Raw genomic sequence first — 16,663 nt, forward strand, 5'->3', positions numbered from 1 at the left:
AAAAGGCAAAGCGTTTGCATTGCAAAATGGCATGAAGATTGCTCAACAGGAAGCCGACGTCCAACACTGTCCTTTCCTGGGGAGCCAATAACATGATCAAAAAAATACCTGCAATCGCTTTCGCTCTTCTTTCCGGCATCTTTTCGGTACAGTCCGCCAACGCGACCGTGTATTCGGTGGCCTACACCGCGACGGCGCCCAGTTTCTCGATCCTGTCCGGGACGGGCGACGTCGGCGCGACGCTCTTTGTGGGCGATTCGTTGACGGTGACGGTCAACGCCCCCGCCAACAAGGCGTTCAAGACCACCGGGGGATTCTTTTTCAATTACCAGATGTGGAACGGCAGCGGCCAGCTCACCGAGGATGCCACCTACGACTTCTCGCTGGGCGGACTCAGCGTCCTGTCCGGAACCGTGAACAACGCGGCGGGATGCTGCTCCGACGTGCGCCTGCCCCTCTACAGCCTGCCTCCGCTGACCTGGGATACCCTGACCTTCACGGCGACGATCGTCAGCGCGAACGGTCCTATCCAGCTGCTGAACCTGTTCGCCTCCCAGCAGGACAACACGCAGTTCATCGACACCGCGGCCGTGCCGGAACCGGCGTCGATCGCACTGATGGCCATCGGCGCGCTGGGCTTCGCGCAGCGGCGCCGCCAGCGCGGCAAGCAGGCCACGCTGGCCTGACCTGGAAGCCGGCGCCCGCCGGCTTTTTTTCGCCGTCAGCGCAGCTTGACCGGCGCGCCGCCCTGCTGGGTGGCGAAGTCGGACAGCGACGTGAAGAACTCCGTGTCGTCGCGCGTATTGCGCCACTCGTCGCCCACGCGCTTGTAGTGGAAGCCGCCGGCGCGGGCGGCGATCCACATTTCCTGCAACGGCGCCTGGCTGTTGACGATGATTTTCGAGCCGTTGTCGACGAACTCGATCTCGAGCACGTTGCCGCTGCGCTTGCACTCGACGTCGACGATATCCTGCTCGAACAGGCGGTCGAATGCCTGCTCGATGTCGTTCAGGGTGGACTCGGCCAGGGCCAAAAATTCGGATTCGGTCATGCTACACTCCAAGGTCTGCTAATCAAACCGTGATTCTAATCGTGAAGTCCCCATTTGCGCTCCTGACAAGCCTGGCGACCCTGATGGCGCTGTCGGCCTGCGGCCAGACCGGTCCGCTCTACATGCCCAAGCCCCCCGCCCGTCCCGGAGCCGCGCCTACCAGCGCCGCCCCGGCCGGCACCACCACGAACACGGCCACTCCGGCGGTCCAGATCTCCCCGCCGGCACCCGCTGCCGGCGTGACCGTCCCCGCCGCCGGTTCGAATGCGAACAATACCGAAGCGAACAACCAGACGCCGCCGGCCACCCAACAGTAAGCACCGATTTCATGTCTCACTTCACTTATCAAGACGGCGTCCTGCACGCCGAACGCGTTCCCCTGTCCAGGATCGCCACCGAACACGGCACCCCGACCTACGTCTACTCGAAAGCCCAGTTGCTGGAAAACTTCGCCGGCTACGCGCGCCCGTGCGCGGGCCGCGACGCGCTGGTCTGCTATGCGATGAAGGCGAACTCCAACCTGGCCATCCTCGACCTGCTCGCGCGCCAGGGCGCCGGCTTCGACATCGTGTCGGGCGGCGAACTGCTGCGCGTGATCGCGGCCGGCGGCGACCCGGGCAAGGTCATCTTCTCGGGCGTCGGCAAGACGGCGGCCGAAATCGCGCTGGCGCTGGAAAAAGGCATCCTGTGCTTCAACGTCGAGTCGATTCCCGAACTGCACCGCATCAACGAAGTCGCCGGCCGCATGGGCAAGCGCGCGCCCATCTCGCTGCGCGTGAACCCGAACGTCGACCCGAAGACCCACCCGTACATCGCCACCGGCCTGAAGGCGAGCAAATTCGGCGTCGCGTTCTCGGACGCGCTGGACACCTACCGCACCGCAGCGCAGCTGCCGCACCTGGACGTCGTCGGCATCGACTGCCACATTGGCTCGCAGCTGCTGGACGACGCGCCGCTGCTGGAAGCGCTGGACAAGCTGATCGAACTGATCGACGCACTGGCGGCCGAGGGCATCCACCTGCACCACGTGGACGTGGGCGGCGGCCTGGGCATCGACTATGGCACGGGCGAGGACTCGCCGGTACCGATCTCGCATTACGTCGAGCGCGTGTTCGCGCGCGTGGACGCGTGGCGCGCGGAGAAGCACGGTGGGCAGCCGATCAAGGTGATTTTCGAGCCGGGCCGCTCCATCGTGGGCAACACGGGCGTGCTGCTGATGTCCGTCGAATTCCTCAAGCCGGGCGAGGAAAAGAACTTCTGCGTCGTCGACGCCGCCATGAACGACATGGCCCGTCCGACCTTGTACCAGGCCTGGATGGACGTCAAGCCGGTCGTGCAGCGCGATAGCAGCGCGGTGACCTACGACCTCGTGGGCCCCGTGTGCGAATCGGGCGACTGGCTCGCCCGTGACCGCGCGCTGGCCGTCGAGCCGGGCGACGTGCTGGCCATGATGGCGGCCGGTGCCTATGGCTTCACGATGGCGTCGAACTACAACACGCGCGGCCGTGCGGCCGAAGTGCTCGTCGACGGGGACCAGGTGCATGTCATCCGCCGCCGCGAGAATCCGGCGGACCTGTTCGCGCTCGAGACCATCGTGTAGGGTGGGCGGCCCCCGCCCACGCGTAACGCCGGCATCACGCGAACGTTACGCGTGGGCACGGGTGCCCACCCTACTGCGCATTGTCCGGTTGACGTAGGGTGGGCGGCCCCCGCCCACGCGGACGCCGGCAACAGGTCACAACCGGCCGATCATTCCCGCCCCCTGGACCGGTCGTCCGGCCACATCTGCGCCGCGCACGCGGCAGCCTGCTCGTTCCAGCGACCGCCCAGGTCGAGACAGCGTTCGAGCAGGCCATAGCGCGGCCGCCCCATGCCGAATACGAGCACGAGGGCCAATACGACGACGATCACCAGCGCGAGGGGCCACTTCATGTCGTCATGATCGCACGGAAGCAGGTGTAATACGTTTTTCGGCACGCGTGCGGCTGAGGCTCCACCACACGCGCAACAGCAGCAACACGCCGACGACGCTGCCCCACACGATGGGCTGCTCGAAGTTGTGCTTGCCCGCCTTCATCCACCAGTAGTGCAGGATCGCCAGCGGCGCGATCACGTAGATCACCTTGTGCAGCAGGGCCCAGTTGCGGCCGAGCCGCCTGATCATCGCATTGGTGCTCGTCACGGCCAGCGGGATCAGCAGCACGAAGGCGGCGAAACCCACCGTGATGAACGGGCGCTTCAGCACGTCCTTCCACATGGCGGCCACGTCGAAGAAATGGTCGAACCACAGGAACGTCATGAAGTGCATGAACGCGTAGAAGAACGTGAACAGGCCCGCCATGCGCCGCAGTCGTACGACCCAGTTCCAGCCCGTCAGGCGGCGCAGCGGCGTGATGGCGAGCGTCGCGCACAGCAGGTACAGGGCCCAGTCGCCGCTGCCGTGCGTGAGGAATTCGACCGGGTCGACGGGCACCCCGGCCGCCGTCAGCCACGCCATGCGCAGGAACGGCAGCAGCGCCAGCACGAAGATGACCGCCTTCAGGGCCTTGAACTGCGTCGAGCTCGGGTTGAATGCCATGACAGCCCCCGGCTCAGAAATTTTTCTTGAGATCCATGCCCGTGTACAGCGAGGCGACCTCGTTATAGCCGTTGAACAGCAGCGTCTTGCGCTTGGGCGTGAACAGGCCGCCCTCGCCGATGCGCCGCTCGGTCGCCTGCGACCAGCGCGGGTGGTCGACGTTCGGGTTCACGTTCGAATAAAAGCCGTATTCGTCGGGCGCGATGCCGTTCCACGCCGTGCGCGGCTGGTCGCGCAGGAAGCGGATCCTGACGATGGATTTCGCCGACTTGAAGCCGTATTTCCACGGCACGACGATGCGCACGGGCGCGCCGTTCTGGTTCGGCAGCACCTGGCCGTACATGCCGACCGTCAGCAGGGTGAGCGGGTGCATCGCCTCGTCCATCCGCAAGCCTTCCACGTACGGCCATTCCAGCACGCGGCTTTTTACGCCCGGCATCTGGCTGCGGTCGGCCAGGCTCGTGAATTCGATGTATTTCGCGTTGCTCGTCGGTTCGACCTGGCGGATCAGGCTCGAGAGCGAATAGCCGACCCACGGAATCACCATCGACCAGCCCTCCACGCAGCGCAGGCGGTAGATCCGCTCTTCCAGCGGCGCCAGTTTTACCAGGCGGTCGAGGTCGATCGTTTGCGGCTTCTTGACTTCGCCTTCGATCTGCACGGTCCACGGTCGCGTGCGCAGCGTATGCGCGTTGGCGGCCGGGTCGGCCTTGTCCGTGCCGAATTCGTAGAAATTGTTGTAGTGGGTCGCGTCTTCGAACGAGGTCTGCTTCTCGTTCGTCGAAAAGGCCGGGTTGCGCGTGGCCGGCAGTTTCTGCACGGTGCCCTGCGCGAATGCCTCGCGGGTGGCCATTTCCCACAGCGACGAGCCGACGACGGCCGAGGCCGCAACCTTGGCGAGGAACGCGCGCCGGCCTTCGTAGACCTCGCGCGGCGTGATTTCGGACGGGAACGGCAAATCGATGCCGTTCGGATTTTTTCTGATCAACATGGCGGCTCCGGCTGTATGTAATGTTTCTCGCGACATATCAACGTTACACCATCTGGCGCCACCGGGTTGTCCGGGCGGCGATTTGTTACCAATTGCCGCCAACGGACATAATCGAACACATTACAGCTTGCCGTACGAATGCAGGCCCGACAGGAACATGTTCACGCCCAGGAAGGCGAACGTCGTCACGACGAGGCCGATGAGGGCCCACCACGCCGCCGCGCGGCCGCGCAGGCCGGACATCAGGCGCATGTGCAGCCACGCCGCGTAGTTCAGCCAGAACGATCAGCGCCCACGTCTCTTTCGGGTCCCACGACCAGTAGCCGCCCCACGCCTCGGCCGCCCACAGCGCGCCCAGGATCGTGGCGACGGTGAAGAACGCGAAGCCGACGGAGATCGCCTTGTACATCACGTCGTCCAGCACTTCCAGGGACGGCAGGCGGTCGGCCAGGATGCCGTGCGACTTCAGCAGGTAGGCCGAGCCGACCATCGCCGCGAGTGCGAACGTGCCGTAGCCGATGAAATTCGCCGGCACGTGGATCTTCATCCACCAGCTCTGCAGCGCGGGCACGAGCGGCTGGATCTCGGCGGCATCGCGCGCGACCGTGTACCACAGCAGGAAGCCGACGGCGGCCGAGATCACGAGCAGCACGAACGGGCCCAACTGGCGCGTCTGGTAACGCTGTTCGTAGTACAGGTAGAACATCGCCGTGATCATCGAAAACAGGATGAACACTTCGTACAGGTTCGACACGGGGATGTGGCCGACGTCGGTCCCGATGAGGTACGACTCGTACCAGCGCACCATCATGCCCGTAAAGCCGAGCACGACGGCGGCCCAGCACAGCTTGGAGCCGACGCTGCCGCCGAACGGCGAACGCGTGAGCAAACCGAGCCAGTAGAACACGGTCGAGAACACGAACAGCGCGCTCATCCACAGGATCGCGGACTGGCTCGACAGCATGTATTTCAGGAAAAATTTCTGGTTCGCGGCATCGAGCGAGCCGCCGTACAATTGCACCGCCCACAGCGCCAGCAGCGCGACGAGCGGCATCAGCCAGCGTACCGGCTTGAAGGTCCAGCCGACGAAGGCGAACGTCGGCGCGGCCAGCACCAGGATCGCCCGCTCGTAGATGTCCATGTAGGCGCCGAAACGGCTCAGCGCGTACAGCGCGGCGGTCAGCAGGCCGGCGCCGAACAGCCAGTCGATGGCCGTGAGGCGCTTGAAGAAGCCCGGCGGGCGGGTGTACGCCGCGCCTTGCGCTTGCGATGCGGATGAAATGTCCATGGGTGTCTCCTGTTTCCTTGCTCTGCTAGCTTACGCCGATTGCGGCAATTTGGTCTTCAAGTCTTCGAATTCGCGCTCGAAATCGAGCGTCTTGCGCTGCGTGCTCATCGCCATCAGCGCATGCGTGCCGCCGCCAGGTGCCGGTTTCACCCAGACCCAGACGCGACGCTCGCGGATGTAGAACATCGAGAAAATGCCCAGCACCAGCAACAGGCAGCCCACATAGACCACTTTCTTGCCGGGCGAGCGCGTCACCTGCAGCACTGACGCCTTCACTTCCTTGAAATCGTCCAGCGCGAGGAACACGGGGGCGCCGTAGAAAAAGCTGTCGGACAAGGCGTTCGTCGCCTGCTGCAGGAAGCGGCCGTGGGCCTCGGTGGGCGTGGCGGGTTGCTCGCCGGCGCGCACACGCGCAGCCTGCCACAGTTCCCACATGGCGCCGTTGAGCATCTTCATGAACACGGTGGCCGCCTTTTCCTGCTCCGCGGCGGGGATGCGTTCGAGGAATTTGGACACGGCGAGATAACCGCCCTGGTTGCCGTCGCCCGCGAAGATGGCCAGCGTCTTGGCGGCCGATTCCTGCAACTGCGCGGACAGCGCGCCGCTCGCGTCGCCCGGCGGCAGCGCGCGCGCGGCGTAGCGGCGGGCCGCTTCTTCCCGCAGCGACGGGTCGGCGAGCGCGGCGCGCAGGCGCATCCATTCGCGCAGGCCGTGCTCGTCGTCGGCCGGGATGCGCAGGAAGCTGAACTGGTCGGACGGATTGTTGCGCACGCCGGCCAGGTACACTTCATGGCCGTCCAGGGTCACGGGCTGCATGTAGTTCAGGAATTCGCGCGCCTGGCCCGTCTTGTCGCGCAGCTTGTATTGCACGCTGGGACCGACGTTTTTCAGGTCCTTGTTGCCCACGTTCTTCGCGGCCGAGCCGGAGTGCTGGGACAAGGTCTGGGCGAACTGTTCCTCAAGGCTCTTGCCCTTGGTGACGGCACGCGCATCGTTGTTCTGGCTCGTGTTCTCGACGTTGAACGGACGGAAGCCCGACCACTCGACCGAATACACGTCGGCGCCCTGCTTCAACTCGGTCGCATTGCCGACTTCGCCTTCGAACGAGAACGATTTGTCGCTCGCGCCCGTCATGGGCCAGCCCGTCAGCTTGAGCTTGCTGCCGCCATCCTCGAAGCTGGACTGGTAGACGGCAATGCCGCGGTAGATCAGCGGCTCGTTGACCTTGATGGTGGCGGGGAACGCCTTGCCCGTCTCGTGGTCGCGGATCACGACTTCGCTGGCGAACAGCTTCGGCATGCCCGTCGAGTAGAAGTCGATGATGAATTTGCGCAGCTCGATCGTGAACGGCAGATCCTGCACGAGCACGCCGTCGGCCTGCTGGAGCAGCGCCGTGTCGCTGGCCTGGCCTTCCGGAATCATCGTGTTGCCGCGGAAGGTCGGGTTGCCGAGACCCAGGCGGTGCTGCGGTGGGATGGCGGCGATGAGGCCCGTGCCGGCATACGGCGTCTTGCCCATGAACCATTGCTGGAAGCGGATAGGCAGGTTCGAATCGAGCAGACCGCCCAGCAGGATGACGATGATGGCCGTGTGCGCGAAGATGTAGCCGAACTTGTTGCCGGCGCCCTTTTTCGCGGCGACGAGCACGCCGCCCGCCTTGTCGACCATCTTCGTTTTATAACCGGCGTCGACGAGGCGGGACGCCGTCTGCTGCGCGAGCGGGACCATGTCCAGCGGCGCCGTCCATTCGCTCCGGTGATGGAAATTGCGCAGCGATTCTTCGCGCACGGAATCACGCCAGCTCCGCATGTCGCGGATGAACTTGGGCGCATTGCGCGCAATGCACAGGCTCGTGGACACGATCAGGAACGCGAGGATCAGCAGGAACCACCAGGCCGAATAGACCGTGTACAGGCTCAGTTTGCGGAACACTTCGAACCAGAACGGCCCGAACTGGTTCACGTAGTCCGGCATCGCCCGGTCCTGTTGCATGATGGTGCCGATGATGGCGGCAATCGCGATCATGACCAGCAGGGTGATTGCGAAACGCATCGAGGACAGCAGTTCGACCGTTTCCGCTACGCCGCGCCGGCGCGTCTTCAGTTCAATTCCGGTGGTACTCATCGACTTTCACTCTAGACACAACATTCATTGAGGATACAACAAAAGGGCGCACCGCTTGCGCGGCCGCCCTTCCCTGTTGTCCTGCTTTTTTATTGTAGGCCGATTATTCGGCTCTATTTACTCTGACCGGCTGATACCGGGTATCACTTCAGGCCGGCGATATAGTCCGCCACTGCCTTCATTTCATCGTCAGACAGGCGCTTGGCCAGCGTGGCCATCTGCGGGCTGTTGCTGCGTGTACCCGCTTTGAACGCTTGCAGCTGGGCGACGGTGTAATCCTGATGCTGGCCGGCCACGCGCGGATACTGGGCCGGAATGCCGGAACCGGTGGCGCCGTGGCAGCTGGCGCAGGCGGCCACGCCGCGGTCGGCGATGCCGCCGCGATAGATCTTGCGGCCCAGTTCCAGCGTGTCCTTGTTGCGCGCGGCGCCCTGCTTGGGCTGCTGCGTGGCGAGGAAGGCGGCGATGTTCTTCTTTTCGTCGTCGCTCAGCATCTTGGCGTACGTCGTCATCACGGGCTGGTTGCGGGCCGGCGTCGTGAAGTCGACGAGTTGCTTGTGCAGGTAATTGTCGATCTGTCCTGCCAGCTTGGGGTTCGTGTTGATGGTCGAATTGCCGCCGGCGCCATGGCACGACGCGCAGGCCGGCAGGCCGCGGGCATTGTCGCCGGTGTCGTAGAGGGAACCGCCCTTGGCCGGATCGGCCTTGGCGGCGGCCGGGGGCGCGTGGGCCGCGTCCGCTGCAAGAGCGCTGCCCGCGATGAGGAAACTGGCCAGCAAGGACTTCACGATCGCCGCACACGCGGCCGGTTGGAACACACGATTCATTCAAGCACCCTGAAAAAGTCAAAGATAAACTTGCAGTTGCAGTGCAGCGGTCATGCGCGTGCCCCCGCGTCGGCAATGGAGCCTTCAAGCTCGCCGGCGGCAGGTAACTCCCTATTGTACAATAGCCTTTGTTTCCTGCCCTCACCTTCGTTGTCTTTTTCGCTCCACTTCCCTCATGTCCAAACTCTGGCAAGCCCGTTTCTTCACGACCGTCAACCAGTTGCGGGATCTTCCCAAGACCCAGGTGCCGGAAATCGCCTTCGCCGGCCGGTCCAATGCGGGCAAATCGACGGCGATTAATATCCTGACGAACCAGAAGGGCCTCGCGTTCGCGTCCAAGACGCCCGGCCGTACGCAGCACATCAATTTCTTCTCGATCGGCGGGGCGCACGTCGCCATGCACCGCAAGGATCCGACCAAGGTCGAGGAAATCGAAGGCCTGCTCGTCGACTTGCCGGGCTATGGCTACGCGGAAGTGTCGGGCGATGCCAAGCTGCACTGGCAAAGGCTGCTGGGCGACTATGTGCAGCGGCGGGAACAGCTGGCCGCGCTCATCCTGATCATGGATTCGCGCCGCCCGTTCACCGAGCTCGACATCCAGATGCTGGAATGGTTCGCTCCGACGGGCAAGCCGATCCACTGCATCCTCACGAAGGTCGACAAGCTCAACCGCAACGAATCCGTCAACGCCTTGCGCCAGGCGCAGCAAGTGCTGGACAGCTATGTCGACGAGGAAGGCAACGGCTTCCCGTTCACCGTCCAGCTGTTCTCGGCCCTGAAACGCATCGGCATCGAGGAAGCCAACGACAAGATCATCGAACTGCTCGGCCTGGAGGACGATCCGGCCGATCCCGAACAATAACCTTTGGAACCGCCATGCCGATCATCACGCCTTCGCAATACCCCGCCGTGCGCATGCGCCGCATGCGCCGCGACCCGTTCTCGCGCGCCCTGATGCGCGAAAACGTCGTCACCGCCTCCGACCTGATCTATCCCGTGTTCATCCTCGACGGCCAGAACCAGCGCCAGCAGGTCGCGTCGATGCCGGGCGTGGAGCGGCTGTCGGTCGACCTGCTGCTGAAGGTGGCCGAGGAAGCGGTCGCGCTGGGCATTCCCGTGCTCGCGCTGTTCCCCGTCATCGAGGCGTCGCTGAAGACCTATGACGGCGTGGAAGCGACGAACCCGGACGGCCTCGTCCCGCGCGCCGTGCGCGAGCTGAAACGCCACTTCCCGCAGCTGGGCATCATGACGGACGTCGCCCTCGACCCGTACACGACCCATGGCCAGGATGGCCTGCCGGACGAAAACGGCTACATCGTCAACGAAAAGACGATCGCGATGCTGACGCGCCAGGCGCTGGCCCAGGCCGAGGCCGGCGTCGACGTCGTCGCCCCGTCGGACATGATGGACGGCCGCATCGGCGCGATCCGCGTGGCACTGGAAGAGAAGGAACTGATCCACACACGCATCATGGCCTACTCGGCCAAGTACGCGTCGGGCTACTACGGCCCGTTCCGCGAAGCCGTCGGTTCGGCCGCCAACCTGGGCAAGGCCGACAAGAACACGTACCAGATGGACCCGGCCAACAGCGACGAAGCCCTGCGCGAAGTGGCGCTGGACATCGCAGAAGGCGCGGACATGGTGATGGTCAAGCCGGGCATGCCCTACCTGGACGTCGTGCGGCGCGTGAAGGACGAATTCAAGGTGCCGACCTTCGCCTACCAGGTCAGCGGCGAGTACGCGATGCTGCAGGCCGCGTTCCAGAACGGCTGGCTCGATCCGGACAAGGTCATCATGGAAACGATGATGTCGTTCAAGCGTGCCGGCGCGGATGGCGTGCTCACCTATTTCGCGATGGATGTGGCGCGGCGCCTGAAGGCCGCGGCATAAAACACGCTTGAAACGTTACACATCGTTCATGTGTGACATTTCGATAGCGTCCGGCAATCCTGGATCGGTAACATCTCCAGTTTTATGCCTGCCTTTCCCAAGGATTCCCGGACGTCCCCCTACCGCTGGCTGATCCTGGCCGTCGCCACCGTGCTCCAGGCCGGCGCGGCGTTCGTCACGCAAGGTATCGCCGTGCTGGCCGGGTACCTGCAAAAGGATCTGCACCTGTCCGCCACCCAGGTGGGCCTGCTCATCACCGCCTCGACCGTGGCGCCGATCTTCACCCTGCTCTTCGTCGGCGACCTGCTCGACCGCAAGTCGGAGCGGGCCATCATCGGCGCGGGCATGCTGATCATGGCCCTCGGCCTCCTGGGCGCGTGCGTGGCACCCGGTTTCCTCGCCTTGTGCGGCGCCCTGTTCGTGATCGGCATGGGCTACAGCACGGTCCAGCCGGGCGGCAGCAGATCGGTATCGCAATGGTTCCACGGCCATCAACTGGGGATCGCGATGGGCATCCGGCAGGCGGGCCTGCCGCTCGGCGGCGCCGCGGCTGCGGCGGCCTTGCCGTTCCTGGTCGGCGTGCGCGACTGGCGCGCCGCCTTCCTGTTCAGCGTCGCCGTCGTGCTGGCTTCCGGTTTGCTGTTCTGGGCGGTCTATCGTCCGCCCACGCTGGCCGACCGTCCCGGCAAGCGTGCCGTGCTGACCGTCTTCTTCCTGGTCCGGATGGTGCGTCAACGGTGGATGCAGCGTGTCGTCTGGTCCGGCATGGCCCTGGTCGGCACGCAATACGGCATCGTCGTCTTCCTGATGCTGTTCCTGCGCGACCGGTTCGGCCTGCCGTTGCGCGAGGGCGGCTGGATGCTGCTGTCGATGCAGCTGTGCGGCGGCGTCGGCCGCATCGTCCTGTCGATCTGGAGCGACCGCTGCGGCAAGACCGGCGACCGGTTCGTGCCCGTGGCGGTCAGCATGCTGGCCACGGCCATCGGCCTGCTTGCCCTGATCGGCCTGCCCGTCGACGCGCCGCGATCCTGGCTGTTCGGGCTGATCGCCGTGCTCGGTTTTTTTGCGCTGGGCTGGTATGGTCCCTGGGTCACGTACATCGCGGATTCGGCACCGCCGGACAGCGTCGGGCTGGCCCTCGGCGCCGCCATGACCGTCAACCAGATCGCCATCGTCCTGACGCCGCCGGCGCTCGGCATGCTCCACGATGCGGCGCACGATTACGATGCCGTGTGGAGCATCCTGATCGGATGGATCGTGGCGACGCTCGTGCTCCTGCACGTGCTGGGCCGGTTCCACAAGCCGCAGGCGGCCGCGGCGGGCCGGCCGTAGGCTCAGCGGGCTTTCTGGTTCGCGGCGATACACGTACACCGTCGTGTCGTCCAGCTTTTCGATTTCCCGGTGCATCGTGCGGCACGGTGCGCAATCCACGTCGGAAAAGATCGCCACGGCCCGGCTGCCGTTGCCGAACTTATAGGCCAAAGTTTCTCGGATCTCCACGGTGAAAATTATTCGCGGCGAAACGAAACGTCGAACGCCTGCGCCAGGAAAGCAACCAGCGTACGCACACGCGCCGACTGCTGCCGGTGCTGCGGATAGATCGCATAGATGTCCGCATCGGGTGTGACGTATTGCGGCAATACCTGCACGAGCCGTCCGCTGTCGAGGTAGCGCGCGACATCCCATTCCGCACGCAGCAGGATGCCGTGGCCGTCGAGCGCCCAGTTGACCGCGGTTTCGCCGTCATTGGTCGCCAGGTTGCCGCGCACCTTGACGGTTTCGCCGGGGCCGTCGGCGCCGTCCCGGCGCAGGCGCCACGTCCCGTGGGCGTCGTCGCCCTGGCGGATGCAGATGCAGTTGTGGCGCGCGAGGTCCGCGGGACTCGCCGGCGCGCCGCGGGCCGCGAGATACCCCGTCGACGCGCACAACAGGCGGCGGTTGCTCGCCAGTTTCTTCGCGATCACGCGTGCGTCGGCGGGCGCGCCGAACCGGATGCAGACGTCGAACTGGTCGTCCGTGAGGGGCGGCGGCCTGACCGACAACTGCAGCTGGACGTCGACCTCGGGATACCGCAGCACGTATTGCGAGATGGCGGGGGCCACATGGAGACGGCCGAAACCCAGCGTCGCGTTCACCCGCAACTGGCCCTTGGGCTGGCCTTTCGACGCGCCCAGCAACTGGTCGAGGTCGGCGATGTCGTCCAGGATGCGCCGGGCGTGCTCGAGCAGGACTTCGCCATCGGGCGTCAGGCTCATGCGTCGCGTCGTGCGATTCACCAGTGGCAGGCCCAGCCGTGCCTCCATCTGCGCCAGGCGCTTGCTGACGGCGGCCGTGCTGACGCCGAGCTCACGCGCCGCGCCGCTCAGGCTCCCGCAGGTTGCCAGCGACACGAAAAACCCCAGCTCGGCCGGCTGTAAGCCCGTACTCATCCCGATTCTTGATCCCAGGTTAAAGATGCATTGAGTCTAGCCATGCTGTTTCCGTTCGTCCAGCACCTACAGTACGGCCACATCATCGAGACAGGAGACAGGCACCATGAAGACATATCGGATCGCAACCATTCCCGGCGACGGCATCGGCAAGGAAGTCGTGCCGGCGGGGCGCGAGGTACTGGAAACACTGGCCGCGGCGGGCGCCGGGTTCAGCGTCGAGTTCGAGGACTTCGACTGGGGCGGCGACTATTACCGGCGCCACGGCGTCATGATGCCGGCCGACGGCCTCGACGCGCTGCGTGGCAAGGACGCCATCCTGTTCGGCTCGGCCGGCGACCCGGACATTCCCGACCACATCACCCTGTGGGGCCTGCGCCTGAAGATCTGCCAGGGTTTCGACCAGTACGCGAACGTGCGTCCGACCCGCATCCTGCCCGGTATCGACGCACCGCTGAAACGCTGCGCGCCGCAGGACCTGGACTGGGTCATCGTGCGCGAGAACTCGGAGGGCGAGTACGCGGGCGTCGGCGGCAGGGTGCACCAGGGTCATCCGATCGAAGCCGCGACCGACGTCTCGATGATGACGCGGGCCGGGGTCGAGCGCATCCTGCGCTTCGCGTTCCGGCTGGCGCAGTCGCGTCCGCGCAAACGGCTGACCGTCATCACCAAGAGCAATGCGCAACGCCACGCGATGGTGATGTGGGACGAGATCGCGCTGCAGGTCTCCAGGGAATTCCCGGACGTCGCCTGGGACAAGGAACTCGTCGACGCCGCGACCGCCCGCATGGTGAACCGCCCCGCCACGCTCGACACCATCGTCGCGACGAACCTGCATGCCGACATCCTCAGCGACCTGGCCGCGGCCCTGGCCGGCAGCCTGGGCATCGCGCCGACCGGCAACATCGATCCGGACGGCCGCTATCCGTCGATGTTCGAGCCAATCCACGGCTCCGCCTTCGACATCATGGGCCGTGGCCTCGCCAATCCGATCGGCACGTTCTGGTCGGTCGCCATGCTGCTCGACCACCTGGGCGAGTCCGGCGCGGCGCAGCAGGTGATGCGCGCGATCGAAAGCGTGACCGCCACGCCGTCGCTGCACACCCGCGACCTCGGCGGGACGGCGACGACGGCGGACGTCACGCGGGCCGTGTGCGGTTTCCTGGCGGGGCAGGCGGTTCGTGCCGCATAACATGCCGAACCGGCCCTGAAAAACACAACATCCCGCAACTTGCGCCCCCCACGACGGCCGTTCCCGCCGGCGCTTCGCGCCTACGATAAGGAGATCCATCGTCCCAACCGATCTTCGAGGAGCGTTCTTCATGGGGAAGCACATCTACAACATCGCCGTCATCCCGGGTGACGGCATCGGCAAGGAAGTCATGCCCGAGGGCTTGCGCGTGCTCGACGCCGCCGCCAGCCGGTTCGGCATCCGGCTCGAGTACAAGCACGTCGAATGGGCCAGCTGCGACTACTACGCGGCCACCGGCAAGATGATGCCCGACGACTGGAAGGCGCAGTTGTCCGGCATGGACGCGATCTACTTCGGCGCCGCCGGCTGGCCCGCCGCCGTGCCCGACCACGTGTCGCTGTGGGGCTCGCTGCTGAAATTCCGGCGCGAGTTCGACCAGTACGTCAACCTGCGCCCGGCCCGCCTGTTCGACGGCGTGCCCTGCCCGCTGGCCAACCGCAGGCCGGGCGACATCGACTTCATGATCGTGCGCGAGAATACCGAGGGCGAGTATTCGTCCGTCGGCGGCATCATGTACGAGGGCACCGAACGCGAAGTGGTGATGCAGCAATCGGTCCATTCGCGCATCGGCAGCGACCGCGTGCTGCGCTTCGCCTTCGAGCTGGCGCGGCAGCGGCAACGCAGGCACGTCACGGTCGCCACCAAGAGCAACGGCCTGGCCGTCAGCATGCCGTGGTGGGACGGGCGCGCGGCGGCGATGGCGGCGCAGTATCCCGACGTGGACTGGGACAAGCAGCACATCGACATCCTGTCCGCGCGCTTCGTGCTGCAGCCGCAGCGCTTCGACGTGGTGGTCGCCTCGAACCTGTTCGGCGACATCCTGTCCGACCTCGGTCCCGCCTGCACCGGCACGCTGGGCCTGGCGCCGTCGGCCAACCTGAATCCGGAACGCGCCTTCCCGTCGCTGTTCGAGCCGGTGCATGGCTCGGCACCGGACATCTACGGCAAGAACATCGCCAATCCGATCGGGATGATCTGGTCGGGCGCGATGATGCTCGACTTCCTCGATGCCGGCGGCGGCCCCGGGCGCCAGGCCCACGACGCCATCCTGGCCGCCATCCAGCAGGTGCTGCGCGACGGCCCGCACACGGCGGACCTGGGCGGCCAGGCCTCGACCACGGAAGTGGGCCAGGCCATCGCGGCGGCAGTGGCGGTGGCGGGGGCATGACCATGGACACCGCCACGCGTTCCGCCTATCCGATCGACGTCGCCTTCCCGGACCTGCGCCCCTACGCCGCCGGCAACGGCGGCATCCCGTACCTGTACACGTACGACAGCGGCGTGCCGGGTCCGCACGTGATGGTCAACGCGCTCACCCACGGCAACGAGGTATGCGGCGCCATCGCCGTCGCGGACCTGCTCGGCCTCGGCATTCGCCCGCGCCGGGGCAGGCTGACCCTCGCATTCGCCAACGTCGAGGCCTACCTGCGCTTCGACCCGGCCCATCCCGACGCCTCGCGCTTCGTCGACCAGGATCTCAACCGCGTATGGACCGCGGCCATCCTCGACGACGCTGCCCGCGATTCGTCCGAACTGCGCCGCGCGCGGCAATTGCGGCCCGTGCTCGATACCGTCGACTTCCTGCTCGACCTGCATTCGATGCACGAGCGCTGCGCGCCGCTGTCGGTCTGCGGCCCGCTGGACAAGGGCATCGCGCTGGCGCGCCGGCTCGGCACGCCAGCCTGGATCGTCAGCGACGAGGGCCACCCGGAAGGCCGGCGCATGCGCGACTATGCCGGCTTCGGCGATCCGGACAGCGAGAAGAACGCGCTGCTGGTCGAATGCGGCCAGCACTGGGAAGCCGGCGCGGTGGACGTCGCCCGCGACGTCACGGGCCGCTTCCTGCTGCTGCACGGGGTCGTCGAGCCGTCCGACCTGCCGGCCGCGTGGCTGCAGCCGCAACCCGCCGCCACGCGCGTGGTGCGCGTCACCGAGCCGGTGGTCGCGTCCAGCATGGACTTCCGCTTTGCCGCCGACTACACCGGCCTGGAAACCTTCCGGGACGCCGGTGCCGTGATCGGCTGGCGCGACGGCGAGCCGGTCACGACGCCCTATCCGGATTGTGTGCTCGTCATGCCGTCGCTGCGCCAGCTGCGGCCCGGCGTGACCGTCGTGCGGCTGGGGAAATTGCTGGACTGATCCACGGCACAACATGCCGCTGCGGCGCGAAATTCGCAATTTCCGCCGCTTTGCCGCCCGCCGTCCGTACGATCCTGCCGCGGGGTCCGGCCTA

16 protein-coding genes and 1 pseudogene are annotated in these 16,663 nt (G+C 65.7%); 9 read left to right on the forward strand and 8 right to left on the reverse strand.

What is annotated here, in order from left to right:
- Window positions 1-92 precede the first annotated feature (92 nt).
- Window positions 93-686, forward strand: a complete 594-nt coding sequence (locus tag ACL58G_RS02140) for a PEP-CTERM sorting domain-containing protein (RefSeq protein ID WP_413386159.1) — start codon at window positions 93-95, stop codon at window positions 684-686.
- 35 nt (window positions 687-721) lie between these two features.
- On the opposite strand, the gene cyaY is transcribed toward ACL58G_RS02140, so the two are convergent.
- Window positions 722-1,051 (reverse strand): iron donor protein CyaY, encoded by a 330-nt coding sequence (gene cyaY / locus ACL58G_RS02145; protein WP_056126539.1) that lies wholly within the window; start codon window positions 1,049-1,051, stop codon window positions 722-724.
- A gap of 41 nt (window positions 1,052-1,092) precedes the next feature.
- Between cyaY and lptM the strand changes: the two genes are divergently transcribed.
- Together lptM and lysA are read left to right on the forward strand one after the other, a co-directional pair.
- Window positions 1,093-1,368, forward strand: coding sequence for an LPS translocon maturation chaperone LptM (gene lptM, locus ACL58G_RS02150; protein WP_229412148.1), 276 nt, complete (start codon window positions 1,093-1,095; stop codon window positions 1,366-1,368).
- 11 nt (window positions 1,369-1,379) lie between these two features.
- Window positions 1,380-2,651 carry a diaminopimelate decarboxylase gene (lysA, locus tag ACL58G_RS02155; protein WP_440964915.1) on the forward strand — a complete coding sequence of 424 codons (1,272 nt, stop codon included), beginning with the start codon at window positions 1,380-1,382 and terminating at the stop codon, window positions 2,649-2,651.
- Between the two features lie 149 nt (window positions 2,652-2,800).
- Here lysA and ACL58G_RS02160 read toward each other — a convergent pair whose 3' ends face one another.
- From ACL58G_RS02160 to ACL58G_RS02185, 6 genes and pseudogenes are all read right to left on the reverse strand, one after another.
- Complete coding sequence (locus ACL58G_RS02160; RefSeq protein ID WP_036239466.1) at window positions 2,801-2,983, reverse strand: hypothetical protein; 183 nt, start codon at window positions 2,981-2,983, stop codon at window positions 2,801-2,803.
- Window positions 2,984-2,987: 4 nt separating this feature from the next.
- The gene (locus ACL58G_RS02165; RefSeq protein ID WP_413340186.1) at window positions 2,988-3,629 is read right to left on the reverse strand and encodes a sulfite oxidase heme-binding subunit YedZ; all 642 of its coding nucleotides are present in this window, start codon (window positions 3,627-3,629) and stop codon (window positions 2,988-2,990) included.
- Between the two features lie 13 nt (window positions 3,630-3,642).
- Window positions 3,643-4,620, reverse strand: a complete 978-nt coding sequence (msrP, locus tag ACL58G_RS02170; protein ID WP_440964918.1) for a protein-methionine-sulfoxide reductase catalytic subunit MsrP — start codon at window positions 4,618-4,620, stop codon at window positions 3,643-3,645.
- A gap of 120 nt (window positions 4,621-4,740) precedes the next feature.
- Window positions 4,741-5,908 (reverse strand): annotated as a pseudogene (ccsB, locus tag ACL58G_RS02175) (c-type cytochrome biogenesis protein CcsB).
- A 30-nt stretch (window positions 5,909-5,938) separates the two neighbouring features.
- Entirely contained in the window at window positions 5,939-8,032 is a 2,094-nt protein-coding gene (locus tag ACL58G_RS02180; RefSeq protein ID WP_440964919.1) for a cytochrome c biogenesis protein ResB, read from the reverse strand.
- Window positions 8,033-8,175: 143 nt separating this feature from the next.
- Window positions 8,176-8,859 (reverse strand): c-type cytochrome, encoded by a 684-nt coding sequence (locus ACL58G_RS02185; protein ID WP_440964921.1) that lies wholly within the window; start codon window positions 8,857-8,859, stop codon window positions 8,176-8,178.
- 175 nt (window positions 8,860-9,034) lie between these two features.
- On the opposite strand from ACL58G_RS02185, the gene yihA reads away from it, so the two are divergent.
- The 3 genes from yihA (at window position 9,035) to ACL58G_RS02200 (ending at window position 12,081) form a co-directional block, all read left to right on the forward strand.
- On the forward strand, window positions 9,035-9,721 hold the full coding sequence (gene yihA, locus ACL58G_RS02190; RefSeq protein WP_371765272.1) for a ribosome biogenesis GTP-binding protein YihA/YsxC: 687 nt from the start codon (window positions 9,035-9,037) through the stop codon (window positions 9,719-9,721).
- A 14-nt stretch (window positions 9,722-9,735) separates the two neighbouring features.
- A complete protein-coding gene (gene hemB, locus ACL58G_RS02195) occupies window positions 9,736-10,749 on the forward strand; it encodes a porphobilinogen synthase (protein ID WP_056126520.1) in 1,014 nt (337 codons plus the stop codon).
- 84 nt (window positions 10,750-10,833) lie between these two features.
- Entirely contained in the window at window positions 10,834-12,081 is a 1,248-nt protein-coding gene (locus ACL58G_RS02200; protein WP_440964923.1) for an MFS transporter, read from the forward strand.
- Window positions 12,082-12,257: 176 nt separating this feature from the next.
- Here ACL58G_RS02200 and ACL58G_RS02205 read toward each other — a convergent pair whose 3' ends face one another.
- Window positions 12,258-13,178, reverse strand: a complete 921-nt coding sequence (locus ACL58G_RS02205) for a LysR family transcriptional regulator (RefSeq protein WP_440964925.1) — start codon at window positions 13,176-13,178, stop codon at window positions 12,258-12,260.
- 106 nt (window positions 13,179-13,284) lie between these two features.
- Between ACL58G_RS02205 and ACL58G_RS02210 the strand changes: the two genes are divergently transcribed.
- The 3 genes from ACL58G_RS02210 to ACL58G_RS02220 all read left to right on the forward strand — a co-directional run bounded on the left by ACL58G_RS02210 (window position 13,285) and on the right by ACL58G_RS02220 (window position 16,569).
- The gene (locus ACL58G_RS02210) at window positions 13,285-14,370 is read left to right on the forward strand and encodes a tartrate dehydrogenase (RefSeq protein ID WP_440964927.1); all 1,086 of its coding nucleotides are present in this window, start codon (window positions 13,285-13,287) and stop codon (window positions 14,368-14,370) included.
- A gap of 130 nt (window positions 14,371-14,500) precedes the next feature.
- Complete coding sequence (locus tag ACL58G_RS02215) at window positions 14,501-15,598, forward strand: tartrate dehydrogenase (protein WP_440964928.1); 1,098 nt, start codon at window positions 14,501-14,503, stop codon at window positions 15,596-15,598.
- On the forward strand, window positions 15,595-16,569 hold the full coding sequence (locus ACL58G_RS02220; RefSeq protein WP_440964930.1) for a M14 family metallopeptidase: 975 nt from the start codon (window positions 15,595-15,597) through the stop codon (window positions 16,567-16,569). The genes ACL58G_RS02215 and ACL58G_RS02220 overlap by 4 nt, the downstream gene beginning before the upstream one ends.
- The last annotated feature ends 94 nt before the right edge of the window (window positions 16,570-16,663 follow it).

This window comes from Massilia sp. GER05, assembly GCF_052056005.1.
Taxonomy (GTDB): Bacteria; Pseudomonadota; Gammaproteobacteria; order Burkholderiales; family Burkholderiaceae_D; genus Telluria; species Telluria orientalis.